The organism is Pseudomonas sp. BF-R-19 (assembly GCF_019956445.1).
Taxonomy (GTDB): Bacteria; Pseudomonadota; Gammaproteobacteria; order Pseudomonadales; family Pseudomonadaceae; genus Aquipseudomonas; species Aquipseudomonas fluorescens_BH.
On sequence record NZ_JAHBDN010000059.1, the window covers coordinates 287323 to 310185 of the forward strand.

Below are 22863 nucleotides of genomic sequence, written 5' to 3' on the forward strand. Positions count from 1 at the left end.
GTCAGTGGTATTCAGTGCTTGCGCGGGGCCAGGTAGCCCAGCCAGCGGCGCTCGGCCATCTTGAACAGTTTCACCAGGATGAAGGTCAGGCACAGGTAGAACACGCCGGCGGTGATGTACGCCTCGAACGGCAGGTAGAACTGGGCGTTGACCGTACGCGCGGCACCGGTGATGTCGATCAGGGTCACGATGGACGCCAGACTGGTGGTCTGCAGCATCATGATCACTTCGTTGCTGTACTGCGGTAGCGCGCGGCGCAGGGCCGACGGCAGCAGGATGCGCTTGTACATCTTGACCCGCGACATGCCCATGGCCTTGGCCGCTTCGATCTCACCGTTCGGCGTGGCGCGCAGGCTGCCGGCGATGATTTCGGCGGTGTAGGCGCTGGTGTTGATCGCGAACGCCAGGCACGCACAGAACGTTGCGCTGGACAGCCACGGCCAGAGGAAGCTTTCACGCACGGCTTCGAACTGCGCCAGACCGTAGTAGATCAAGAACAGCTGCACCAGCATCGGCGTGCCGCGGATCACGTAGGTGAAGAGCCAGGCCGACATGTTGACGACCGCGTTCTTCGAGACGCGCATCAGGCCCAGCGGCAAGGCGCACAGCAAGCCGAAGAACAGCGACAGCGCGAGCAGTTTGAGGGTGGTCACCAGGCCGCCGAGGTACAGCGGCAAGGCCTCCCAAATGACGTTGTAGTCGAAGATCATAGATCAGCCGCCCTTACGCCTACCGAGTAGCGCTTCTCAAGGTGACGCAATGCCAGCAACGACACACTGGTGATCACCAGGTACATCGCGGCTACTGCGAGGAAGAAGGTGAAAGGTTCGCGGGTGGCATCGGCCGCCTGCTTGGCCTTGAACATCATGTCTTGCAGACCCACCACCGAAATCAGCGCGGTAGCCTTGGTCAGTACCAGCCAGTTGTTGGTGAAACCCGGAATCGCCAGGCGAATCATCTGCGGCACCAACACCCGGAAGAACACCTGGAAACTGCTCATGCCGTAAGCCATGCCGGCTTCAGCCTGGCCTTTAGGGATCGCCATGAAGGCGCCACGGAAGGTTTCCGACAGGTACGCACCGAAGATGAAGCCCAGGGTGCCAATACCGGCCGCCAACGGGTTCAGGTCGATGTAGTCGTCAAAGCCGAGCAGCGGTGCGACGCGGTTGAGCAGGTCCTGGCCGCCGTAGAAAATCAGCAGGATCAGCACCAGGTCGGGAATACCGCGGATCACCGTGGAGTACAGGTCGCCCAGCCAGGCCAGCCAGCGCACCGGCGACAGACGCAGTGCCACGCCGATCAGGCCCAGAACGATGGCCATGGCCATGGACGACAAGGCGAGCTGAAGCGTCAGCCAAGCGCCATCGAGGATGACAGCCCCGTAGCCTTTCAACATGATTCAGGTCCTCGAAAGTAGGATGAAAAAATGGCGCAAACCTCAGAGATCCTGTTGCTTGCGCCATTTCGGACTTGTCGCTGGGACGTATTACTTGCCGTAGATATCGAAGGCGAAGTACTTGTCCTGGATTTGCTTGTACTTGCCGTTCGCACGAATGGCCGCGATAGCGTTGTTGAGCTTGTCCAGATCTTCCTTGTCGCCCTTGCGCACCGCGATGCCTACGCCGTCGCCGAAGTATTTGACGTCGGTGAATGCTGGGCCGACGAAGGCGAAACCTTTGCCGGCGTCGGTTTTCAGGAAACCGTCATCCAGAAGCGTAGCGTCTGCCACGGTGCCGTCGAGGCGGCCGGCGGCCACGTCGAGGTAAATTTCGTTCTGCGAACCGTAAGGCTTGATCTCGGCACCCAGCGGGGCCAGGACTTCGCGGGCGAAACGCTCGTGGATCGAACCACGCTGCACGCCGATGTTCTTGCCCTTGAGCTCGGTCAGGCCTTCGCTGACCTGAGTGCCGGCCTTCATGACCAGGCGAGCCGGGGTGTTGTAGTACTTGTTGGTGAAGTCCACGGACTTCTTGCGATCTTCAGTGATCGACATGGACGACAGGATGGCGTCGATCTTGCGCACCTTGAGAGCAGGGATCAGGCCGTCGAACTCTTGCTCGACCCAAACGCACTTGACCTTCATTTCTTCACACAGCGCGTTGCCGATGTCGTAGTCGAAACCAACGATGCTGCCGTCCGGTGCTTTGGACGCGAACGGAGGGTAAGCCGCCTCGATACCGATTTTCAGAGGTTTTTCATCGGCGAAGGTTGGCATGGACAGCACGGACAGTGCCAGGGCGCCAAGCAGCACGAGTTTCTTCATCTTGGGACTCCATCGGTAAAGGGCAAAAACGGCAGAGTGAGCAACAGCCCAATATGCGAGTGAGTGGAACCGGAAAGCAGTGCCGCGTCCTACATTGCGCGTGCGAAATTTCAACACAGGCAACGACGAGCGAGTGATCGGCATTCTAACGACAGGCCCGAGGCCGATATTTCTTCAATGCGACAACTAATTACAGAAGCACTGAGAAAGCCGTTTTAGCGCGTTGACAGCCCTGCAAAATCATGCAAGAGCAAAAGACATAGAACCGATCTGTGTTGCAAATTGCGGGCCTATTATTGGCAAACCCTTCTAATCCGGCAAGCGTAGCGTGGGTTCTTATTTTTCAGCGGTGCTTTTTAAACGCCGATATGGGGCTTGGCGTTTCCCAATACCCCGTGTTGAAGCGATGCGGTTACACATTCAGTAACCTGAAAGAACGCAGGTAACAGTAGGAAAATGCCGACAGAGGAAACCGATATTTATTGGTAGATGTTGCGGTAGCGACTGCTAAACCGCTATCGCGAGCAAGCTCGCTCCCACAGGGATTCGTGGTGTGACTCAGATCGTGTAAACACCGCAATCCCCCTGTGGGAGCGGGCTTGCTCGCGAAGAGGCCAGCCCAGCCAACACAAAAACCTCAGGCACAAAAAAGCCCTGCCAGGCTCAACACCTGACAGGGCTTTCAGCGACTCAGAACCAGCGCTTACGCGACATTCATCGTCTTATGCGTATCAATCAAATGCTGCACCACACTCGGATCAGCCAGGGTGGAAATATCACCCAACCCATCATATTCAGCCGTAGCAATCTTGCGCAGAATCCGGCGCATGATCTTGCCCGAGCGAGTCTTCGGCAGCCCCGGCGCCCACTGGATGACATCCGGCGAAGCAATCGGGCCGATCTCCTTACGCACCCAGTTTTTCAGTTCCAGGCGTAACTGCTCGTTCGGCTCTTCACCGTTTTTAAGAGTGACATAAACATAAATGCCCTGCCCCTTGATGTCGTGCGGCACACCGACCACAGCGGCTTCGGCGACTTTCGGGTGCGCGACCATCGCGCTTTCGATCTCGGCGGTGCCCATGCGGTGGCCGGACACGTTGAGCACGTCGTCCACGCGACCGGTGATCCAGTAGTAACCATCGGCATCACGACGGGCGCCGTCACCGGTGAAGTACATGCCACGGAAGGTCTTGAAGTAAGTGTCAACGAAGCGGTCATGGTCGCCAAACAGCGTACGCGCCTGGCCTGGCCACGAATCGAGAATCACCAGGTTGCCCTCGGCCTCGCCTTCGACGATGTTGCCCAGGTTGTCCACCAGTGCCGGCACCACGCCGAAGAACGGACGCGCCGCAGAGCCTGGCTTGAGCGCATGAGCACCCGGTAGCGGGCTCATCATGTTGCCGCCGGTTTCGGTCTGCCACCAGGTATCGACGATCGGGCAACGGGACTTGCCGACATTCTTGTAGTACCAGTCCCAGGCTTCCGGGTTGATCGGCTCGCCCACCGAACCCAACAGGCGCAGGCTGCTGCCATCGGCGCCTTCAACAGCGGCGGTGCCCGAGGCCATCATGGCGCGGATCGCAGTCGGTGCGGTGTAGAGGATGTTGACCTTGTGCTTGTCGACGATCTTCGCCACCCGGGTAATGTCCGGGTAGTTCGGCACGCCTTCGAACAGCAGCGTGGTCGCGCCGTTGGCCAGCGGGCCGTAGACGATGTAACTGTGGCCGGTGACCCAGCCGACGTCGGCGGTACACCAGTAGATTTCACCTGGGCGGTAGTCGAACACGCGCTCGTGGGTCATGGCTGCGTACAGCAGGTAACCGCCAGTGGTGTGCTGCACGCCCTTCGGCTTGCCGGTGGAGCCGGAGGTATAAAGGATGAACAGCGCTTCTTCAGCACCCATCTCTTTCGGCGCGCAAACGGTGCCGGCCACTTTCATCAGGTCCTCGAACCAGATGTCGCGATGCTGGTTCCACTTGATGTCGCCACCGGTGCGCTTGCACACGATGACTTTCTGGATGCTGCTGGTTTCCGGGTTGGTCAGCGCGTCGTCGACGTTGGCCTTGAGCGGGATCTTCTTGCCGGCACGAATACCTTCGTCAGCGGTGATCACCACTTTGGATTTGCAGTCGATGATGCGACCGGCCAGGGCTTCCGGCGAGAAACCGCCGAACACCACCGAGTGAATCGCGCCGATCCGGGTACAGGCCAGCATGGCGACCACGGCTTCGGGGATCATCGGCATATAGATAGTTACCACGTCGCCGCGGTGCACGTCCTGACCACGCAGGGCGTTGGCGAACTTGCACACTTGCTCGTGCAGTTCGCGGTAAGTGATGTTGCGGCTTTCGGCAGGGTCATCGCCCTCCCAGATGATCGCGACCTGATCGCCGCGCTCGGCCAGATGACGGTCGAGGCAGTTGTAGGAAACGTTCAGGGTGCCGTCGGCGAACCATTTGATGTCGACATGGTGATCGTCGAAGGAAGTCTGCTTCACCGTGGTGAAAGGCTTGATCCAGTCGAGGCGCTTGGCTTGCTCGCGCCAGAAGCCGTCCGGGTTGACGACCGACTGCTGGTACATGGCCTTGTAGGTCGCCTCGTCGGTCAGCGTATTGGCCAGAACCTCGGGACGAACGGGATACAGGGAAGCCGCACTCATCTTTCTTACCTCGGTGGAATAGTTGTTTTTGTATGACCACGTTTTAGCGGGGCCGGGCCTATAGAACCATTCGACGATGGTAGTAACAAGCCCCTACAAATTGTCATGAAAAACCTTCAAACCCACTACCGCCGCGGTACCTGTGGGAGCGAGCTTGCTCGCGATGGCCGTCAACGATAACGCGCCCAATCTGACACCCCGCGGCGCTCTCTGGCTCATCGCGAGCAAGCTCGCTCCTACAAAAGAAGAGGCTATTCAGGGATTGTTACAGGATCTGTCAAAAGTGTTTATCAAATCCACGGCTATATGGACGAGGCGCGCACACCTAAAATCAGCCACGCCAACAAGGCAACCTGATTAACCCAGTTGCAGCCCCCACGAAGGCAGTTAATCAAACCCCTGATACCGAAGCTCCACACGCAATCTCAAAAGGATTGCGTGCCCCCTTTCGACCTCCAAAAGGTAAATTTCAAATGAAAGCTTTATTAGTTCTGGCCCTCAGCAGCGTGTGCGTGACCGCCATGGCCGGCGAGGTCCCGACTGATGTCGCCCAGCAACAACCGGCAATAGAGGAATACACCTACTCCACCCACCTGGACATCGCCAAAGTGATCTCCATGAGCGAAGCCCCGAACGTGTGTGAAGTTGTGCCGATGAAGATGGAATACGAAGATTCCCACGGTCAACGGCATATCCTGCGCTACAGCATGATGGGCAATGGCTGCTCCAACGGCTGATCTCCTGCTTCACCCCTCCCCTAAAAGGTTCGACCCACCCGCCGCGATCAGGCAGATGAAGCGTCGAACCTTAATAATCGATTAAATCGATTGTTTTAAGCATTTATTTGCGATTTTTAATCGAAATGGTCGGCGTAGTATCAACAGCAACCCAAGACAAACAACGCTTACGAAACTGGAGCAACGACCATGAAAACCCAACTGATCCTCGCCCTGACCCTCTCCGTCCTGGCTGCCAACACCTTCGCTGCCGATGGTTACGACCGCACCGGCTCGGCTGCTTACACCACTGAAGCGGCTGTCGCTTCCGACGGCTCTGACCACACTGGCGCCGCCCGTCTCGCCGCCGATGGTGCAGACCACATTGGCGCAGGCAAACTGGCTTCCGATGGCGCTGACCACACCGGCGCTGCCCGCCTCGCCACCGATGGTGCCGATCACGTCGGTGCCGCTCGCCTGAGCTGATCCGCCAGCGTGACTTCACAGCCCGACTTCGGTCGGGCTTAGTTGTGTCTGGAGCCTGAGAAAACCCCACCGAAACACAAGATGTAGTGAAAAAAGCCTTTTTTGGTTATTTCTTGAGCAAAAATAGTCCAGGGCAAAAAATCAGGAAAAAAAATCTTCCCCCGCCAACATCGTTCAAAGCCCTGTAAACCCTCACTCCGACCGAAAAACGGCCCCCGTCGACCGATCCGTGAGCCATTTCGCCGCACCACAGCACGCAAAACTTCCCTATAATGCGGCCTTAAACGGGCCTGCAATATTCCCTTACAGGGATGAAAAGCCAGTCTGAAGCCCCGCACAAGCGATCAACGCTTGCTGCGCCCATCAGTGGCTCTCGGAACCCCGTACAAATTCTGTTTGATGCCTGCGTATAGCTGCTGCAAAAAACGATTCCTTTAGATCCAACGCGGCCAGTAAGGCCGTGTGAAAAACCGACCTATCCAATTTCACACGGGCACACTGGCCCTCACGCAGGAGACGACACGTCATGCTGAGCTGGGACGAATTCGACAAAGAAGACACGGAAGTAGCAGTCAAGAGCGCCAACGCTGGCCACGCCACCGAAGCCAACATGGACCGTCTCGACAGCGCCGGCGGTGCCGCCGCCCTGGAAGCCCGCGCCGTGACCGCCGCTGACTCCGCCGCCGTTGCCCGCGCCAAAGCCGCCCTGGATTCCCTCGACGTCGCCGAAGGCCTCGCCGAACTCGAAGGCGCCTCCGCCCGTGTCGCCGTTGACGAAAAGCGCATGATCAACTGCCGCGCCGACCTCAACCAACTCGTACCTTTCAAGTACGACTGGGCCTGGCAGAAGTACCTGGACGGCTGCGCAAACCACTGGATGCCGCAAGAAGTCAACATGACCGCCGACATCGCCCTCTGGAAAAACCCGGAAGGCCTGACCGACGACGAGCGCCGCATCGTGATGCGCAACCTCGGCTTCTTCTCCACCGCCGACTCCCTGGTTGCCAACAACCTGGTCCTGGCCGTATACCGCCTGATCACCAACCCGGAATGCCGCCAGTACATCCTGCGCCAGGCCTTCGAAGAGGCGATCCACACCCACGCCTACCAGTACTGCATCGAATCGCTGGCCATGGATGAAGGCGAAATCTTCAACATGTACCACGAGATCCCGTCGGTCGCGAAAAAAGCCACCTGGGGCCTGAAATACACCCGTTCGATCTCCGATCCGAAGTTCGAAACCGGCACCGTCGAAACCGACAAAGAACTGCTGCGCAACCTGATCGCCTACTACTGCGTTCTGGAAGGCATCTTCTTCTACTGCGGCTTCACCCAGATCCTCTCCATGGGCCGCCGCAACAAAATGACCGGCGTCGCCGAGCAGTTCCAGTACATCCTGCGCGACGAATCCATGCACCTGAACTTCGGCATCGACGTGATCAACCAGATCAAAATCGAAAACCCGCATCTGTGGGATGCCGAGATGAAGGAAGAAGCTTCGCAGATGATTCTGCAAGGTACTCAGCTGGAGATCGAATACGCACGTGACACCATGCCTCGTGGGGTGTTGGGTATGAATGCGGCGATGATGGAGGACTACCTCAAGTTCATCGCTAACCGTCGTTTGAGCCAGATTGGTTTGAAGGAAGAGTACCCAGGGACGACTAACCCGTTCCCTTGGATGAGCGAGATCATGGACTTGAAGAAAGAGAAGAATTTCTTTGAGACTCGGGTTATTGAGTATCAGACTGGTGGCGCGCTTAGCTGGGATTGATTCCCAAGCTAGCCACGATTTGACGACTTGAGTCGACGAATCGAAATCCAAAAAAGCCCCGATCTGATCGGGGCTTTTTTTATGGAGTAGGAAAACTCTTACTCGCAATCTCAGTAGTAGCTAAATCTCCTACATGTATTCCAGCACCTTCTGTATTGAGGGCCATTCCAAGCGGCCCTAAGCTCTACTGCAGGTGCCTAAGAAACGCCCAACGTAGAAAGCTAGCCAATTGCACAGACGAGCAGTCACCCTTGGTGATTTATCGTACGGCTGTGTGAGGCTTTTGCTCGTTGGAGCTTCTTATGTCCACTCTACGTTGGGGTCAGGCCCGCCAAAGTCCAAACGTAGAGGTAATGGATATGCCTGAACACAACCTTCTCGTCACTCTCCGAACCATGGAGATCGGTCATGTCTGATCTCTTTTCTGTAACAGTCTTCACTCGCCACAACCTCCCTCTCCATGCTCTCCTCCAAGAAAACCAGCCATGGTTCTGCGCCCGCGATATCGGCCGCTTGATGGGTTTCCATTTGAGTGAACGCATGGTCAACAAACTAGACAAAGACCAACACCGCCCGTTGTGGATTGAGTATTACCGGCAACCGGAAAAGCAGCTGATGCTAAGTGAGTCCGGTGTCTATGCGCTGCTGGTCTATCACTACGCACCAGGAAATCGGTTGCTGCGTAAGTGGATCACCCATCAAGTCGTTCCGGCCTTACGTGATGCGGAGCAGTCGGGTAATTCGGATCGACCGATGTAGAGTTTGTTGGATTGGCCTGAGATGTCGTTGAGCCTGCTGCATTGGCAGGATGAAGGTTGGATTCGACTGCGGGACATGCCTTATCTGTTGCTCGATCACACGCAAAAGCGGACGCCGGTGGTTAAGTCTTGGTGGCGGAAGGTTGCGCAGGTGTTTCAGTCGTCGAAGCATTCGATGGGTTAGGTGACCTGTTTGTAGGATCGCTTGCGAGAACCATCTCTTTTTTGTGTAGGAATTTTCGTAGACAGTCGTAGTGGCCACTCAGTATCGTCCGAGGGTATTTAACCCTCGGCGATTGTATGGATACGGAAAAGAGCAACGGCGATTGGAGTGAGGTAGAGATTCAGGCTGCGGTCGATGCCTATCTCAGCATGCTTTCTCGTGAGCAGAACGGTCAGGCGATCAACAAGGCTCATGAAAATCGCGTCCTGCGCGAGGGTTCTTTGGCTGGTCGTACAAAAGGCTCCGTTGAGTTTCGGATGCAGAACATTTCTACGGTTATGGTCGAGTTGGGTCGAACACCTATCAAAGGATACAAGCCTGCCAAGAATGTCGGCGCTAATGTTACGAAGAGCATTCGTGAAGCACTCAATGCTCCAGGCCCTTTGGCTCCCGAGGACTTCGCCCCGACAGCCGACGAGGCGACGCTGGAGCAGCGAGCTGCAAAGCTTGAGCGACAACCGATTAAAGTCGAGCCGAAGGGGATTGAGAAACCAGAGCAAACTCAGTCCAGCGGAAAGTCTTATGTTCGCGATCCGGGAGTGAGAGCGTGGGTTCGCCAACAGGCTGAAGGTAAATGCGAAGGCTGTGGCAGCCCAGCTCCGTTTGAAAAGTCGGGCAGTCCGTTTCTTGAGGTTCACCACGTTAAGCATTTGGCACAGGACGGTTCGGATCGTCCAAGCAATGCTGTAGCGCTATGCCCGAACTGCCATCGGCGTTGTCACCATTCGAGTGATCGGGAAGAGTTCACAGCGTTGCTTTATACAAAGGTGAAACGGTTGAAACCCGAATAGCCGAGCGGAACATTAACTTGTGGCGAGGGGGCTTGTCGGAGCGCCGAACCGCTCCGTTCGGCTGCGCAGAAGCCGTCAATCCGCACAATTCGGTTTATCTGTTGCACCCGAGTTGCAGTATTTGGGGCCGCTTCGCAGCCCAACGGGGGCAAGTCCCCTCGCCACAAGGTTGGTGGTTGGCTTGGTTGCTGTGTTGATCTTGCGAATCGCGAGCAGGCTCGCACAGGGGATCTGAGGCAGGTTTTAGAGTTTCGATGCTAAAAGGGCCGCAGGATTTTCCTGCGGCCCTTTTCTTTACCTGCAATAAAGCTAATGCATCATTTCCCCAACCCACTAATCCGCCACGGACACACCGCCGCCCTAACCCCACTGGGCCCAACAATCTCCGGCGTCTGCCCCAACGACCTCGCGCTCAACACACTCCCCACCCGCTCAATCAACTGATCAAACCCCAACGTCGCATCCTCCTGATGCAATTTGCGCAGTTGCTCAACCAAGGCATAAGTGAAAGCCCCATAGCTGTTCGACCCCACCTCATACTCATTGGCTTTTTCGTTCTCCCGCGCGGCGTAGAGCATCAGGGGCATGTACGGCCCATGGTGGCCGTAGAGTTTGCCTTGGCGCAGCAGTTGGGCTTTTTTCTCGGGGCGCAGGCCCGTGGCGGCGCCTTGGGTGGTGCGGGTGCGGGTGAGGCCGCGGGTTTTGTTGTCTTGTTCGCTGAAGTCGCGGCGGTCGGTGTCGACGGCGTAGACGCGGCGGTCCCAGTCGCCGGCGTAGGGGTCCCAGCGCAGCATGCGGTGGCGGATGTCGCTGGGTGGGGTGATGCCGCGCACGCGGCCGTTGCCGCGGGTCATGCCGCCGGCGTAGCAGCAGTCGAACATGACGGTGAGTTTGGCGCCGTGGCCGTCCGGGTCGAATGGCAGGTGGCTGTAGAACTGGCGGAACAGTTTGTCGGTGAAGTGGGTGCTTTCGTCGTCCCAGTCGAAGTCGTGGAGCACCAGGGTTTCGTCCATGCAGTCGGCTTCGCCGCTGCTGCTGTAGACCGGCAGTTGCGTGCCGTGGCCGGAGTAGAACAATACGCGCTCGTCCCCGGCGCGGGCACCTTCCACCAGCCATTCGAGGCGCTCGACGAAGTTGGCCCGGGTCGCTCGGACGTCGTGCAGCAATCGGATGTCGCCGGCGTCGTAGCCGCTTTCCTGGAGCATGCGGCTGATCAGGTAGGTGTCGTTGATGCAGCCGTCGAGGCGTGCGCTCGGGTCGAGGTAATCGTTGATGCCGACCACCAGGGCGCGACGTTTGCGTTGGCCGCTGCGGGACAGGAACGCCGGCACTTCCAGTGCCCGTGCAGCCACCACATCGCGGGCCAGTTGCGGCCACAGGCCGGTCTGGCTGGTGGGTGACGACAAGTAGGCCTGGGCGGCGTGATTGAGGTCGAGCAGGTCATCGTGCAATGGCAAAGTGAATTCGGTTTGCAGGTCGACTCGTGCGGAATCCGGCGAGGTGATCGGCCGGGTCAGCAATCCATCGTTGGGGTTGTAGAGGTGGAACCAGCGGCGGATGCCTCGGCCGTTTTCACTCAGGCGCAGGACCCGCCCGCCCCACACTTCGCGCATCACCAGCGGCAGTGCGATCGGTGAGCCGAAACTGACGAACACTCGGCCATCGATGCGCTTGAGTGCCGAACCTTTTTTCGCCACCGAACGGCGCAGGGCGTCGTAGCCGATCAGGCTGCCCAGGCCTTGGGCGAAGATGATCTGTGGATTGAATGCCTCGATCTTCGCCAGCAGATGTTGAGTCAACTCAGTGCGTAACTCGGCGTCTTCGATCCATTGCACGAGGGCACCCACCGTGGTGCGCAACATCTGGTTGACCGGCAGGCCCCAACTGCCGAAGTTCTCGTCGGCCCTGCCCCTGACGTCGGCCCTCAGCATCGCCAGGCCTCGGGTGATCTGGGCGAAGTCCGGCCCCTCCTTGAGTTGCTCATCGAAAGTCAGAAAGTCGATGTCCTGGTCATCGATGGGGCGACCGTTCTGTGCCAGTTGAGTGCGGATCAAGGTGCGCCATTGTTTCTGCCAGTTCGCATCGATGCCGCCCTGCCCGCCCGTTGCCCGGCTGAACCCGACACCGGGCAGGCACAGGATGCGCAGCCGTGTTGGCGCAACCTCCGCTCCCGGCTCGACTAGGGCTTTGCTGGCCGGTGTCGCAGCCGGAGGAACCGTTTGCCCTTGGGCGGTGACCATCAAATCCTGCAGGCGCCGCAGTTTCGCCTCCAGGCTGTCCGCACTAGGCGCGGCCGGCGTGAGTGCGGCCTGGCCCGGATCAGCCAGGGCACGGCTGCGGTTGCCAAGAAAACCACTGACCCATTGGGCGCTGCTCTTCCAGATCTGCTCGGGATCGAGGCCGTCGAGGTAACCGGTGACGCTGTCCACCACCTGTCGACTTTGGGTCGCCAGTTCGGACTCGATCAAGGGCAACCCGGCGCGACTCGGCACCACAGTGGCCGCCAATGTCGGCGCAGCCGTTACGCTCGGCGCGGCACGCCAGATGGCTGCATTGCCGAAGTGCTGCGCGGCGACCACCCGTGGGCCGAGAGCACTGCGCGGCAATTTGAAGTGATCGCAAAGAAAGGCCAGCAAACTGGTGTGATCGTAGTGCTGCGCCTGGACATCGCCCGTCCAGGGGATCAAACCCGGCTTGAGCCACGGCGAAGCCAGGATCGCCGGTACACGAACGCCGAGGCGGGTGAAGGGATTTTTCCAAGGGACATCGACCGTTGAACCGGTCGCCACGCAATTTGGCGGCACCACGTGGTCATGGAAGCCGCCATGTTCGTCGTACAGCAGCACGAACAGGGTTTTGTTCCAGACAGCGGTATTGGCCGACAAGGCATTGAACACCTCACCGACAAACTGATCGCCAAAGCGCAAGTCTTCAGGCGGATGATGGGACACGTTTGGCCCGAGCTTACCGTTGAGCAGGCCGTAGCTCGGCTCGATCCAGGACAGTTCGGGGAGTTTGTTACCGGCGACGTCCGACTTGAAGTCGTCGATGCTCAGGTGCTGCAAACCACCCTTGACCAGCGCCGCCAGCGGCACGGCGCCGTCGGAATAAATGCGCGCGTCGTGGCCGTTGTTGCGCAGCAGCGAAAAAATACTCTCGCCGCCGAACTGTGCGATCAGGCTTTTGATGCCGGCCAGTACCGTGCCGGTGGACGGCATCAGCAGGTGACCATTGCAACTGCCGAGCATGGCAAAAAAACGGTTCGGCCAGGTCGGGCCTGGCACCGAGGAAAACCAGCGGTCGCACACGGTGAAGTTACGCGCCAATCCGTGGATGGCCGGCAGCGTATCCTTCGCGGGCGTAGCGCCGAACGGGATGTAGTTCATTGCCCGTTGGGCCATGGACTGCGACCAGGTTTTGTAGACTTTCAGGTCGGTGCGGGCCTTGTCGTAGGCGTCCTGGGCAAAACCATTGAGCGTGGGGTTGGCCGGGCTGGTCTTGAAGGAGACGCCCAGTTGTTTCTCTACGTTGACGAACTCGTGGCCAAGGTCAAAACCCTCGCTGTTGCTCGGCGGCAGCGCCGGAGGCAGAGGGGGCGGCGGCGCCCACAGGCTGTAGTTCTCCGGGAACTCCGATGCCTGGGTGATCACCGTCGAATTGCCATTGGCCAGCTTCAGCGGGTTGGTGCTGGGCGCTTTGCGGTTGATACCGTCACACGCGGGATTGATGCTTGTGTAATCCCCCAGCAAATGGTCGAACGAACGGTTTTCCATCATCAACACAACAACGTGCTCAATCCCGGCGGGCCAGTTGTTCGGCATGGTGCGCTCCTTGCTGTGAAGTCTCTATTTCGATCTATGGGGTTTCACGGCAATCGGTTCCCTTCATCTTCCCGCTCCCTATAATCCACCTGATAGTTCGCCACATAGCTATCCACAGCCGTCCCAATCGTTGGAAAAAACGCCGTCTCCCCCAACCTTGCAAACAACCCAAACCGCTTGAGCTTGTCCTTGACCGGGTCCTTCATCTCGGCAATGCACAACTCAATACCCGCCGCGTGCAGGGTGTCGCCCAGTTCGGCCAGCATGTCGGCGGAAGTCACGTCGACGCTGGTGACCGGTTCTGCAGCGACCACCAGCCAGCGCACGGGTGTGGGCGATGCCGCCACGGCGTCCAGCACGCGGTCGCTGAACAGTTCGGCGTTGGCGAAGAACAAGGGCGCATCCCAGCGAAACAGGACCAGGCCGGGTATCAGCCGCGCGTCGGGGTAGCGTTTGATGTCGTGGTAGCCCTTGACCCCTTCAGCGCGGCCCAATACTGCGGAGTACGGGCGCCAGCCGTCCCAGAGGAACTCTATGACGGCAATCACGATGGCCAGGCCGATGCCCTCGATCGCGCCGAACACGGCCACACCGATGGTACAGACAATCGACAGCCAGCATTCCCAGCGCTGGATGCGATAGATTCGGCGCAGGTCGGTGATTTCGATCAAGCCAATGGCCGAGGCGATCACGACTGCCGCCAGGGCGCTGGACGGTAAATGTTGCAGCAGGTCCGGTGCCACCACCAGCAGCAAGGCAACCGCCAGTGCGCCGACGACGCCGGTCAGTTGGGTTTTGGCTCCGGCGGCCTCGGCTACGGGTGTACGGGATGAGCTACTGCTGATCGGGAAGCCCTGGAAAAAACCGGCAGCCAGGTTGGCGATGCCGAGACCCACCATTTCCTGGTTCGGGTTGACGTAGGTTCGGGTCCGCGCCGCATAGACACGGGAGAGCACGCTGGTGTCGGCGAACGAGACGAGTGCGACGGCGCACCCGCCGATCAACACCGGGACGATGTCGGCGCTGGTGATCCAGGGGATGGCGAAACCGGGCAAGCCTTGGGGGAGCGAACCGAGGACCGACACACCGGCGCGTGTCGCAAGGTCGAGTACACCCACGGCGACTGTCGCGCCGACCACGGCGATCAGGATGCCCGGCAGTCGCGGCCATCTTTTGAGTAGCAGGATCGCCGCCAGGGTGAGCCCGCCCACCGTGAAGGTGGTCCAGTTGATCTTTCCCTCCATCACCGCCGAGGCGATGGCCCCTATGTTTCTCAATGGGCCCTCGGACTCAATCGAAAAACCGAACAGTTTGGGCAACTGGCTGATCAATACGGTCAGTGCGATGCCGTTCATGTAGCCGTAGCGGATCGGTTTGGACAGCAGTTCGGTGATAAAACCCAGGCGCGCCATACCGGCCAGGATACACACCGCTCCCGAGACGATCGCCATCATCCCCGCCAGGGCGACGGCACGCTGCGGATCGCCGCCGGAGAGTGGAATGATCACGGCAAGGATGACGGCCACCAGGGAGGAATCCGGCCCCATCACCAGAATTCGGCTGGGGCCGAACAAGGCATAGAACAGCAGCGGAACGATGGTTGCGTAGAGGCCATAAATGCCCGGCACACCCGAGGCCACTGCATAGGCGATACCGACGGGCACCAGCATCGTGGTCAGCACCAGGCCGGCCACGATGTCGTAACGCAACCATGCCGGTTGGTACTCGCGCAGCATGCCCAGCCCCGGTAGCCAGCGGCGCCAGCCGGTCTGTTCATCGCGGCGGGCTATCCGGCCCGGCTCCGGGAGCGGGGGCGGGGGCGAAGCATCTGAATGGCTCATGAACCGCCCTCGTTGATGGACTGTGCAGACTCGGCGATATCGAAGTGATCTGAGTGTAGCTATTGCTTCGAATGCGCCATCACTGGAAGCTGTTCATCTAAAGGACTTGGAACCCGACATGAAATTCGACCTCGCCTACTGCCTCAGCCTCAACGACAAGTTGTCGATCTACGACGTTCGGGATCTGAATTTCGACGAGACGATGGATTTCGACTCCACCAAGGAGCATTTCCAATGCCCCAACGATGCCTGTCGCCTGGCGTTCGATGCGGCCAATGAGCTGGGCACGTTCAACGCCAAGAATGTGAATTACGTGCGCACGCCGCACTTCAAGAACTTGCCGAGTACGCGGCATGTCGAGGGCTGCCCTTATGTCAGCTTGAAGACGCCGGCTTCGGGTGTGGATGAGGCGGAAACGGATGACAGCCGCGAGGAAAATTTCCCGTCGGAATTGTTACTGACTCGGCGTGAATATGTGCGTAAGCCGTCCAGTCCGGTGGTGATTGCCAATGTGGTTCGGGATGAGCCATTGGCGCCTAAGGCGGCTAGTAATGTCGAGCAACCGAGCAGGGAATCGGCCCCGGACAAGACCAGCGTCTTTGCCCATCCGGTAGAGTGCTTCGTTTCAAACTTCGACGACAAGGATTTGCTCAAGCGCGTGCCACTGAAGATTGGCGAGCACACCGCGCCTTACGGGTCGTTTTTCAAGAAGATCGAATACCTGCAGGACAACAAGGGGCTGATTTACTGGGGCAAGGTCAAGGAGATCAAGGACTACACCCAGAGCTTTCGCATCGACTTCGAGAAGAAGGTCTGGTTCGAGAAAAAGCCGTACTCGGTCAATGTCTACCTGAGCAAAAAGCTGATCGACAGCTACCGCAAGCGCAAGGCGTTCCTGGAGGAGATCAAGCACGCCATCGAGAGCGGGCGGGAGTTGTACTGCTTCTTTTATGGCGTAACGCCCGAACTGAAGCAGGTACCAAGCAAGAAAAACCCCGAGCAGACGTTCGGGGTGTTCAGTGCCAACATTGAAAACCTGGATCACTTTATTGTGCGGGAAGCGCCGGGGTTGGCGGGCAAGTAATACGAAAGGCAGCGTTGCTTCATTGCGCGTCGAATTGCCTTTGCAATGCCCAGATCTCCCGTTTCACCTCCATACGTCGATCCAGTGCAGCCTGGATGCCTGACTCGTCGAGGCCGCAGTATCGACGTAACCAGTGGGCCATCATTTCCTCATCCGGGAAGTAATAGTCTTTATGGCCTTTGCTGTTTCTTGGGCAGTCATTCATATCGCCGTCGAAGCGGCATGCCGAGAACTCGTCCGGGGGTAAAGAGCCCCGTTCAGCGGCAACATCCTGAAAAATCCAGGCGATTTCATCAATGTGTTTTTGCGCGCTGCGATGGCTGCGTCGATACAGGCGGAACTGGCTGCTGCTTTCCTGAAAGCGCTCCATCATCGGCTCATCATCGACCCATTGAAGGATATCGAACTGCCCTGCATGGCGTATCAGGCCGTTAATCCAGCGATCAGCAAAACGTTGAACAAACCCCTCGGCGTCGGCCTTTTTGGCATCGGCAAAGATCATGCAGTAACGAGTCGGGATGTGGATGGCGAACAGCACATGTTTGCGTTGAACAGTGACGGCGTGGACCAGCCACTGTTCGGCGGACTCATCAGGCTCATCGTCTTCAATGACGGGCGATGGTGGACTTTCCACCCTGGTGATTTTCTTGCCCTTGTGCACGCGACTGAAGAATTTGCTGGCCGCTTCGGTGCAGTTGAAGATCAGCATCCCTGGTTCTCTGGTAAAGGTTGGTCAGTCATGCGGGACGATCTCGTCGACCCATTCGAGTTCATAGGGACGACGGACAACCCCTTTTATGTAGCTCAGGGCATCTTCACTGAGCACCGATAGCTCTGCCTCAGTCAGCAAGTCATGCATAACCATTAGACTCAAGCCGTGGAGCGCGCTGGAGCGGGATTGGCTGTTATCGTCGAACACCTGCGCCATATCCCTGTTTCGATCATGGATCAGGCCGTAAAGCATGCCATAGCGAGCATGAGCTGATAATGCACCATGTTGCGCAATAGCTTTGGTATCGGCGAGAACACCTTGGCAGAAACGGTCGAGCGCAATCTTGCGCAGTTCCTTGAACTTCTTCCAGTCGCTTTCGAGGATCGGCATGAGATTCTCCTGCATGAAAACCTGACAGTGCGCCCCCTATTCTTACGAAAAAAACCGCCTTTACCAACCCTCAAGTCGAGTTGTAATTCCCTGGCGACTTCGACAGTTTCCCCACGCATCGGGACAGTCACCGTTCGTCCGGCCAAAAAGAAACTTCAAAAATTGCATTTGATCTCGGCTCAAAACAACTGTACAAAAACACAGTATATTTTGACCAACACTCTCGAGCCCGGAGAACACCATGGCCTCTCAAGCGATGAAAATCACCCTGGAACGTATCGCCCTCTTCCAATTCACCCCGGCCCACTGTGCCCAAGCCCGAGCGATGCTGGGCTGGAGTGTGCACGAGCTGTCGCGGGAATCCCGGGTCTCGGAGGATGCCATTCAACGCTTCGAGGCACGCCAGGAGGTGCTGGATGTCACGCGCCTGGCGTTGGCGTATCGGTTCGAATCGGAGGGGTTGGTGTTCTTCCCGGGGTTTGCGCCGGGTCGAGGGATGAATGTGAAGGGGTCGACGCCGAACCCGGTTGGGCGGGCGGATTTTGCGATGGTGGAGTGAGGATCAACAGATGAACGAAATCGACGATAGCGATAACTGCGTTTATCAGGCACTGGGCATTCCCGATGCTGGTGATATGCGAGCCAAATCTGAATGCGTTATGAAGATCGGCCTTCTGCTGGAAAGCGGTCGATTGAGTAAGACTGATGCTGCGCAGAAGCTCGGGTTGTCTGCCGAAGAACTAAACGAAATACTTCGAGGGAAGTTTCGCGACCTGAGCGTGGCAAAGATCTCGGGGTTCCTTGAGCAGTTAAAGAACTAGCGTGGCTAACTGATTTAGTTGAGCTCCCAAGCCGGTCGCAGACCGGCCGGGATCACAACTTTACGCGTTCTGCACCAGCACCCGCTCACACTCCCCTTCCACCGCCAGCCACCACGCACCACCGCGCTGCGGATGCATCAAGTTGAACGCCTCGCCCATCTGCGGCGTGGTGATCGATACGTTGCGTTCCCAGGCCAGGGCAAGGATGCGGTCGAAGGGCTCGTACCAGGCGTGCATCGACAGGTCGAAGGTGCCGTTGTGGATCGGCAGTAGCCAGCGACCCTTGAGGTCGAGGTGGGCTTGCAGGGTTTGTTCGGGTTGCATGTGCACGTGCGGCCAGTCGACGTTGTAGGCACCGGTTTCCATCAGGGTCAGGTCGAATGGGCCGTACTGTTCGCCGATGCGTTTGAAACCGTCGAAGTAGCCGCTGTCGCCGCTGAAGAAGAGGCGTGTGTCGCCGTCGATCATCACCCACGAAGCCCAGAGGGTGCTGTTGCTATCGAACAGACCACGGCCGGAAAAGTGCTGCGACGGGGTGGCGATGAACTGGATGCCATCGACTTCAGTGCCTTGCCACCAATCCAGTTGGCGGACTTTGCTGGCGTCGATACCCCACTTGATCAGGGTGTCGCCTACGCCCAGCGGGGTAAGGAAGTGTTTGGTCTTGTCCGCGAGCTTGAGCACCGCCTGATGATCCAGGTGGTCGTAGTGATCGTGGGACAGGATCACCGCTTCAATCGGTGGCAATTGTTCCAGGCTGATCGGTGGCTGGTGAAAACGCTTGGGGCCGGCCCATTGCACGGGCGAGGCACGCTCGGCGAAGACCGGGTCAGTGATCCAGAATTTGTCGCGCAGCTTGAGCAACACCGTGGAGTGGCCCAAGCGATAGACGCTGTGGTTCGGCGCGGCAATCAGCGCGGCTTGAGTCAGGGCTTGCACCGGGACGGGCGCACTCGGGCGGGTGTTTTGCGGCTTGTGGAACAGCACGTTCCACAGGATGCCCATGGTTTTGCCAAAGCTTAAACGTTGAACCGGCGTGAAGTTTTGATACTGCCCTTGAGCCTGTCGGGACGCTTCAGGTGTGGAGGCGTTGTCCGCCGGGGAGTTTGAATTGGCCATGACTGAATGACTCCAGAAAAACCGCGCATGACGCGATTTTCCGCTTTGGGACGATAAATGGCCAAGGCACGCACGCATCAGCCGGACTTTCTATTTTTGCTGGGCAGGGTTAACAAAACATTACACTGCACAGTGTAGTTTCTAGGTTGCATCAAAGTCGATGACAAGTAAACTGCTGAGTGTAATTCCCCCTTCTCCCTGCCGAAGCGTACTTATGACAGCTCCACAGCGCCTCACCGACCGAAAACGCCAAGCGATCATTCAAGCCGCGATCAACGAATTCCGTGACAACGGTTTCGAGATCACCAGCATGGACAAGATTGCAGCCACTGCCGGCGTGTCGAAGCGCACGGTGTACAACCACTTTCCCAGCAAGGAAGAGTTGTTCGCCGAGATCCTCAATCAGTTATGGATCCGGGTGACGGCAGAACAGGAAACGGCCTACAGACCCGACCTGCCGTTGCGCGACCAATTGCGCGGATTGCTGATGGCCAAACTGCAAATGTTAGGCGATGACAACTTTCTCGACCTGGCGCGGGTGGCGATAGCGGCGACGATTCATTCCCCGGAGCGGGCGCAGGATATGGTGGCGCGAATGGGCGAACGTGAAGAAGGGCTGACGGTGTGGATTCGTGCCGCTCATGCCGATGGCCGGTTGAAAGCCATTGCCCCTGATTTTGCCGCACAACAGGTGCAGGGGCTGCTCAAGTCGTTTGCCTTCTGGCCGCAGATTTCCATGGGCAAGCCAGGCTTGTCACCCGAAGAACAACACCAGGTCGCCGAGTCCGCGCTGGACATGTTTCTGGCCTGCTATCAGTTGCAATAAATGACAAGTTCGACGGCGGCGTCGAAGGATCGATGGCTCTGATTTGAACGGCACATGTGTTTCAGAATGAAACCGGCGCTGAGGCTATAGTGAGCTTCAGCCAAGAGCCTGAACGGTTTCACGGCAGTTTCAGCGCCCGCCCCAACTCATCGAACAAGGTGACCACTGAGCGCAAGGCGCGGCAGTCGGGACGGGTCAGCAGCCACAGCGCGGTGTCGTATCCGTGCAGCGGTTCGCTCAGCGGCTGTAATCCGTCGCCGATCAAAAAGTCCGGTAACGCCGCGACACCCAGCCCCGCCCTGACCAGTTCGGTCACCGACAGCATGCTGTTGCAGCGATAGCCCGGCGTTACGCCCGGCAAGGCTTGGCGACGCCAGGTAACGGTCGGGTGATCCGGCAGGAAGTCATCCGGGGCGATCCAGGTCAATGCGGCCAGGTCAGTGGTATTGACCGATTGCAGGTATCGCTCGCTGGCACACACACGGTAGGAAATCTCCGCCAGCCGCCGTCCCACCAGATGCTCCGGCGGCGTGCGGGTCAGGCGCAGGGCGATATCGGCATCCCGACGGCTGAGATTGGCAAAATCATTGGACGTGCTGAGTTCGAGGGTCAGCGCCGGATAGTTCGGCATGAACTGCGCCAGCGCCGGCAACAGCAAACCTTGCAGGACCGAATCGGTGCAGGTCAGGCGCACGATGCCGCTGATCACTTCACCGCCCTGCTCCACACCGATGCGCGCCGCCTCCAGCGCCTGCTCAGCGCGCTCGGCCTGTTCCGCCAGGGACTGCGCCAGGGTGGTGGGCAGGTAACCGGCGCGGCTTTTTTCGAACAGTTGCTGACCCAACGCAGCCTCCAGCCGGCGCACCGCTCGAAACACCGTCGAGACATCCACCTTCAGCAGTTGCGCGGCCCGGGCCAGAGAGCCGCCGCGCACCAGCGCGAGGATCAGGGCCAGGTCCGGGTAGTCCAGTCGATAGTGCGTGGCTGCATTGATCACTTGGTTAAACGCCAATATTGAGTGCGTGAACGCCAATCTATAGTGGGCACCAGCAATCAACAAGTGCAGAGGCCCCACATGGAAACCCGCCCGACTCGCATCGCCCTGGTCGGCGACCACGACCCGCAAGTCACCGCCCACCAGGCCATTCCCGTCGCCCTCGAAAAGGCCGCTGAACACAGTGGCCTGAACGTGCAATGGCAATGGCTGGCCACCGATGAAATCCACGCCGAGACACCGCTGCACACATTCGACGGTTTCTGGTGTGTACCGGCCAGCCCCTATCGCAACATGGACGGTGCATTGCTGGCGATTCGCTTTGCCCGCGAACAACGACGACCTTTCCTCGGCACCTGCGGTGGTTTTCAACACGCGGTGCTGGAATATGCGCGCAATGTGCTGGGCTGGTCGGATGCCGAACACGGCGAGACAAATCCCGATGCCGCACGGGCGCTGCTGACGCCGCTGTCGTGCGCGCTGGTGGAAGCGGTCGATACCATTCATTTACGTGAAGGCTCGTTGATCGCCGAGGCCTACGAAAGCGCCGAGATTCGTGAAGGCTATCGCTGTCGTTATGGGGTCAATCCGCAGTTCGAAGGGGAGTTGCTCAAGCACGAACTTCACGCGGTCGGCCACGATTCGGAACACGGACTGCGGGCGATCGAACTCAGCGGTCATCCATTCTTTGTCGCGACCTTGTTCCAGCCCGAGCGGGCCGCGCTCAAGGGCGTCTTGCCGCCGTTGATTGGCGCCTTTGTCGAAGCCTGTGCGGGGCTCTCGTCATGATCGCCGATACGCCAGCCGCGCCTTATTACGCGGTGATCTTCACCTCGGTGCGCACCGAGGGTGACCAGGGTTACGCCGAAGCGGCTGCACGAATGCTGGAACTGGTCCGTGAACAGCCGGGGTTTCTCGGTGTGGAATCGGCGCGGGGCGAGGATGGGCTTGGGATTACGGTGTCGTACTGGGCCAGTGAAGCGGCGATTCTGGCGTGGAAGCATCATCCGGAGCATACGGCCATTCGCGAGCGTGGGCGCTCGACCTGGTATGCGCGGTGTCATACGCGGGTGTGCCGGGTTGAGCGGGCTTACGGGTCCAGTCTGTAAATGATGCAGTGATCTTGAGGCCGTCTTCGCGGGCAAGCCCGCTCCCACAGGTTTTTGTGTCGGGAACATGTCTTACGTACACCCACATACCCTGTGGGAGCGGGCTTGCTCGCGAAGAGGCCAGAACAGTCAGTACAAAAATTCAGCCCCGAACCAGACTGCGAACCGCCGAGATCTCCGGCACTTCCCGCCGGTTCATGTACACCCGCAACGGCTCGGTGATGTTGATCCGGCCATCGATGTTCTGGTCCAGCAACAACTGAATCAACTCACGCTTGAGCGTCATGGTCTGCCCGGGACCAATTACCCAGACGAATTCGCTGGTCGGGATGATGCCGTCGTCCGCCACGTCCATGCCAAACGAGTCTTCGCTGAAGCGCACGATGTAGTGCCCGGTCTTGCGGTTGAGGCCGACGAAGCCTTTGAGTTGGTCGGCAGCCTGGCAGATGAGCTGGGAAGTGATGTGCATGGTAAAC

Annotated in this window: 21 protein-coding genes and 1 pseudogene; 11 read left to right on the forward strand and 11 right to left on the reverse strand. The window is 58.6% G+C overall.

Annotated elements, in window-relative coordinates; all coding sequences use genetic code 11:
* Positions 1–11: 11 nt before the first annotated feature.
* The 4 genes from KGB28_RS17515 to acs form a co-directional block, all read right to left on the reverse strand.
* Positions 12–710: an ABC transporter permease gene (locus KGB28_RS17515; RefSeq protein ID WP_223446648.1), complete on the reverse strand. Its 699-nt coding sequence runs from the start codon at positions 708–710 to the stop codon at positions 12–14.
* On the reverse strand, positions 707–1396 hold the full coding sequence (locus tag KGB28_RS17520; protein WP_150726078.1) for an ABC transporter permease: 690 nt from the start codon (positions 1394–1396) through the stop codon (positions 707–709). Before KGB28_RS17520 ends, KGB28_RS17515 begins: the two co-directional genes overlap by 4 nt.
* Before the next feature lie 90 nt (positions 1397–1486).
* Positions 1487–2263, reverse strand: coding sequence for an ABC transporter substrate-binding protein (locus KGB28_RS17525; RefSeq protein WP_150726077.1), 777 nt, complete (start codon positions 2261–2263; stop codon positions 1487–1489).
* A gap of 703 nt (positions 2264–2966) precedes the next feature.
* Positions 2967–4922, reverse strand: coding sequence for an acetate--CoA ligase (acs, locus tag KGB28_RS17530; protein ID WP_090457340.1), 1956 nt, complete (start codon positions 4920–4922; stop codon positions 2967–2969).
* A gap of 473 nt (positions 4923–5395) precedes the next feature.
* Here acs and KGB28_RS17540 point away from each other — a divergent pair, with 473 nt between their 5' ends.
* From KGB28_RS17540 to KGB28_RS17560, 5 genes and pseudogenes are all read left to right on the forward strand, one after another.
* On the forward strand, positions 5396–5659 hold the full coding sequence (locus tag KGB28_RS17540; RefSeq protein ID WP_223446650.1) for a DUF2790 domain-containing protein: 264 nt from the start codon (positions 5396–5398) through the stop codon (positions 5657–5659).
* A gap of 189 nt (positions 5660–5848) precedes the next feature.
* The gene (locus KGB28_RS17545) at positions 5849–6124 is read left to right on the forward strand and encodes a hypothetical protein (protein ID WP_223446652.1); all 276 of its coding nucleotides are present in this window, start codon (positions 5849–5851) and stop codon (positions 6122–6124) included.
* Positions 6125–6650: 526 nt separating this feature from the next.
* Positions 6651–7898, forward strand: a complete 1248-nt coding sequence (locus KGB28_RS17550) for a ribonucleotide-diphosphate reductase subunit beta (RefSeq protein ID WP_007978181.1) — start codon at positions 6651–6653, stop codon at positions 7896–7898.
* Between the two features lie 408 nt (positions 7899–8306).
* Positions 8307–8840, forward strand: a pseudogene (locus KGB28_RS17555) (Bro-N domain-containing protein).
* 116 nt (positions 8841–8956) lie between these two features.
* On the forward strand, positions 8957–9670 hold the full coding sequence (locus tag KGB28_RS17560) for an HNH endonuclease (protein ID WP_223446654.1): 714 nt from the start codon (positions 8957–8959) through the stop codon (positions 9668–9670).
* Between the two features lie 317 nt (positions 9671–9987).
* On the opposite strand, the gene KGB28_RS17565 is transcribed toward KGB28_RS17560, so the two are convergent.
* Together KGB28_RS17565 and KGB28_RS17570 are read right to left on the reverse strand one after the other, a co-directional pair.
* Positions 9988–13491: an alkaline phosphatase family protein gene (locus KGB28_RS17565; RefSeq protein WP_223446656.1), complete on the reverse strand. Its 3504-nt coding sequence runs from the start codon at positions 13489–13491 to the stop codon at positions 9988–9990.
* Between the two features lie 44 nt (positions 13492–13535).
* Positions 13536–15332: a SulP family inorganic anion transporter gene (locus KGB28_RS17570; protein ID WP_223446658.1), complete on the reverse strand. Its 1797-nt coding sequence runs from the start codon at positions 15330–15332 to the stop codon at positions 13536–13538.
* Positions 15333–15450: 118 nt separating this feature from the next.
* Between KGB28_RS17570 and KGB28_RS17575 the strand changes: the two genes are divergently transcribed.
* Positions 15451–16416, forward strand: coding sequence for a hypothetical protein (locus tag KGB28_RS17575; protein ID WP_223446660.1), 966 nt, complete (start codon positions 15451–15453; stop codon positions 16414–16416).
* Between the two features lie 19 nt (positions 16417–16435).
* Here the strand turns inward: KGB28_RS17575 and KGB28_RS17580 are convergent, their stop codons facing one another.
* Positions 16436–17125: a DUF6933 domain-containing protein gene (locus tag KGB28_RS17580; protein WP_223446662.1), complete on the reverse strand. Its 690-nt coding sequence runs from the start codon at positions 17123–17125 to the stop codon at positions 16436–16438.
* Between the two features lie 24 nt (positions 17126–17149).
* On the reverse strand, positions 17150–17518 hold the full coding sequence (locus KGB28_RS17585) for a hypothetical protein (RefSeq protein ID WP_223446664.1): 369 nt from the start codon (positions 17516–17518) through the stop codon (positions 17150–17152).
* Positions 17519–17759: 241 nt separating this feature from the next.
* Here KGB28_RS17585 and KGB28_RS17590 point away from each other — a divergent pair, with 241 nt between their 5' ends.
* Both KGB28_RS17590 and KGB28_RS17595 read left to right on the forward strand, forming a co-directional pair.
* A complete protein-coding gene (locus KGB28_RS17590; protein ID WP_223446666.1) occupies positions 17760–18077 on the forward strand; it encodes an XRE family transcriptional regulator in 318 nt (105 codons plus the stop codon).
* Between the two features lie 10 nt (positions 18078–18087).
* Complete coding sequence (locus KGB28_RS17595) at positions 18088–18339, forward strand: XRE family transcriptional regulator (protein ID WP_223446668.1); 252 nt, start codon at positions 18088–18090, stop codon at positions 18337–18339.
* A 60-nt stretch (positions 18340–18399) separates the two neighbouring features.
* On the opposite strand, the gene KGB28_RS17600 is transcribed toward KGB28_RS17595, so the two are convergent.
* Positions 18400–19458 carry an MBL fold metallo-hydrolase gene (locus KGB28_RS17600; RefSeq protein WP_223446670.1) on the reverse strand — a complete coding sequence of 353 codons (1059 nt, stop codon included), beginning with the start codon at positions 19456–19458 and terminating at the stop codon, positions 18400–18402.
* Between the two features lie 214 nt (positions 19459–19672).
* On the opposite strand from KGB28_RS17600, the gene KGB28_RS17605 reads away from it, so the two are divergent.
* The gene (locus KGB28_RS17605) at positions 19673–20284 is read left to right on the forward strand and encodes a TetR/AcrR family transcriptional regulator (protein WP_223446672.1); all 612 of its coding nucleotides are present in this window, start codon (positions 19673–19675) and stop codon (positions 20282–20284) included.
* Positions 20285–20402: 118 nt separating this feature from the next.
* On the opposite strand, the gene KGB28_RS17610 is transcribed toward KGB28_RS17605, so the two are convergent.
* Positions 20403–21344, reverse strand: coding sequence for a LysR family transcriptional regulator (locus tag KGB28_RS17610; protein WP_223446674.1), 942 nt, complete (start codon positions 21342–21344; stop codon positions 20403–20405).
* Between the two features lie 15 nt (positions 21345–21359).
* Here KGB28_RS17610 and KGB28_RS17615 point away from each other — a divergent pair, with 15 nt between their 5' ends.
* On the forward strand, positions 21360–22067 hold the full coding sequence (locus KGB28_RS17615) for a CTP synthase (RefSeq protein WP_223446676.1): 708 nt from the start codon (positions 21360–21362) through the stop codon (positions 22065–22067).
* A complete protein-coding gene (locus tag KGB28_RS17620) occupies positions 22064–22387 on the forward strand; it encodes an antibiotic biosynthesis monooxygenase family protein (protein ID WP_223446678.1) in 324 nt (107 codons plus the stop codon). Before KGB28_RS17615 ends, KGB28_RS17620 begins: the two co-directional genes overlap by 4 nt.
* Positions 22388–22529: 142 nt before the next feature.
* Here KGB28_RS17620 and KGB28_RS17625 read toward each other — a convergent pair whose 3' ends face one another.
* The gene (locus tag KGB28_RS17625; protein WP_223446679.1) at positions 22530–22856 is read right to left on the reverse strand and encodes a DUF2025 family protein; all 327 of its coding nucleotides are present in this window, start codon (positions 22854–22856) and stop codon (positions 22530–22532) included.
* Positions 22857–22863 lie beyond the last annotated feature (7 nt).

What these genes read in the sequence shown, in the direction of transcription:
- KGB28_RS17560 (WP_223446654.1), top strand. Translation starts at nt 8,957, where the DNA reads ATGGATACGGAAAAGAGCAACGGCGATTGGAGTGAGGTAGAGATTCAG.
- KGB28_RS17515 (WP_223446648.1), bottom strand. Translation starts at nt 710, where the DNA reads ATGATCTTCGACTACAACGTCATTTGGGAGGCCTTGCCGCTGTACCTC.
- acs (WP_090457340.1), bottom strand. Translation starts at nt 4,922, where the DNA reads ATGAGTGCGGCTTCCCTGTATCCCGTTCGTCCCGAGGTTCTGGCCAAT.
- KGB28_RS17590 (WP_223446666.1), top strand. Translation starts at nt 17,760, where the DNA reads ATGGCCTCTCAAGCGATGAAAATCACCCTGGAACGTATCGCCCTCTTC.
- KGB28_RS17600 (WP_223446670.1), bottom strand. Translation starts at nt 19,458, where the DNA reads ATGGCCAATTCAAACTCCCCGGCGGACAACGCCTCCACACCTGAAGCG.
- KGB28_RS17615 (WP_223446676.1), top strand. Translation starts at nt 21,360, where the DNA reads ATGGAAACCCGCCCGACTCGCATCGCCCTGGTCGGCGACCACGACCCG.
- KGB28_RS17565 (WP_223446656.1), bottom strand. Translation starts at nt 13,491, where the DNA reads ATGCCGAACAACTGGCCCGCCGGGATTGAGCACGTTGTTGTGTTGATG.
- KGB28_RS17545 (WP_223446652.1), top strand. Translation starts at nt 5,849, where the DNA reads ATGAAAACCCAACTGATCCTCGCCCTGACCCTCTCCGTCCTGGCTGCC.
- KGB28_RS17550 (WP_007978181.1), top strand. Translation starts at nt 6,651, where the DNA reads ATGCTGAGCTGGGACGAATTCGACAAAGAAGACACGGAAGTAGCAGTC.
- KGB28_RS17580 (WP_223446662.1), bottom strand. Translation starts at nt 17,125, where the DNA reads ATGCTGATCTTCAACTGCACCGAAGCGGCCAGCAAATTCTTCAGTCGC.
- KGB28_RS17625 (WP_223446679.1), bottom strand. Translation starts at nt 22,856, where the DNA reads ATGCACATCACTTCCCAGCTCATCTGCCAGGCTGCCGACCAACTCAAA.
- KGB28_RS17585 (WP_223446664.1), bottom strand. Translation starts at nt 17,518, where the DNA reads ATGCCGATCCTCGAAAGCGACTGGAAGAAGTTCAAGGAACTGCGCAAG.
- KGB28_RS17595 (WP_223446668.1), top strand. Translation starts at nt 18,088, where the DNA reads ATGAACGAAATCGACGATAGCGATAACTGCGTTTATCAGGCACTGGGC.
- KGB28_RS17520 (WP_150726078.1), bottom strand. Translation starts at nt 1,396, where the DNA reads ATGTTGAAAGGCTACGGGGCTGTCATCCTCGATGGCGCTTGGCTGACG.
- KGB28_RS17575 (WP_223446660.1), top strand. Translation starts at nt 15,451, where the DNA reads ATGAAATTCGACCTCGCCTACTGCCTCAGCCTCAACGACAAGTTGTCG.
- KGB28_RS17620 (WP_223446678.1), top strand. Translation starts at nt 22,064, where the DNA reads ATGATCGCCGATACGCCAGCCGCGCCTTATTACGCGGTGATCTTCACC.
- KGB28_RS17570 (WP_223446658.1), bottom strand. Translation starts at nt 15,332, where the DNA reads ATGAGCCATTCAGATGCTTCGCCCCCGCCCCCGCTCCCGGAGCCGGGC.
- KGB28_RS17540 (WP_223446650.1), top strand. Translation starts at nt 5,396, where the DNA reads ATGAAAGCTTTATTAGTTCTGGCCCTCAGCAGCGTGTGCGTGACCGCC.
- KGB28_RS17525 (WP_150726077.1), bottom strand. Translation starts at nt 2,263, where the DNA reads ATGAAGAAACTCGTGCTGCTTGGCGCCCTGGCACTGTCCGTGCTGTCC.
- KGB28_RS17605 (WP_223446672.1), top strand. Translation starts at nt 19,673, where the DNA reads ATGACAGCTCCACAGCGCCTCACCGACCGAAAACGCCAAGCGATCATT.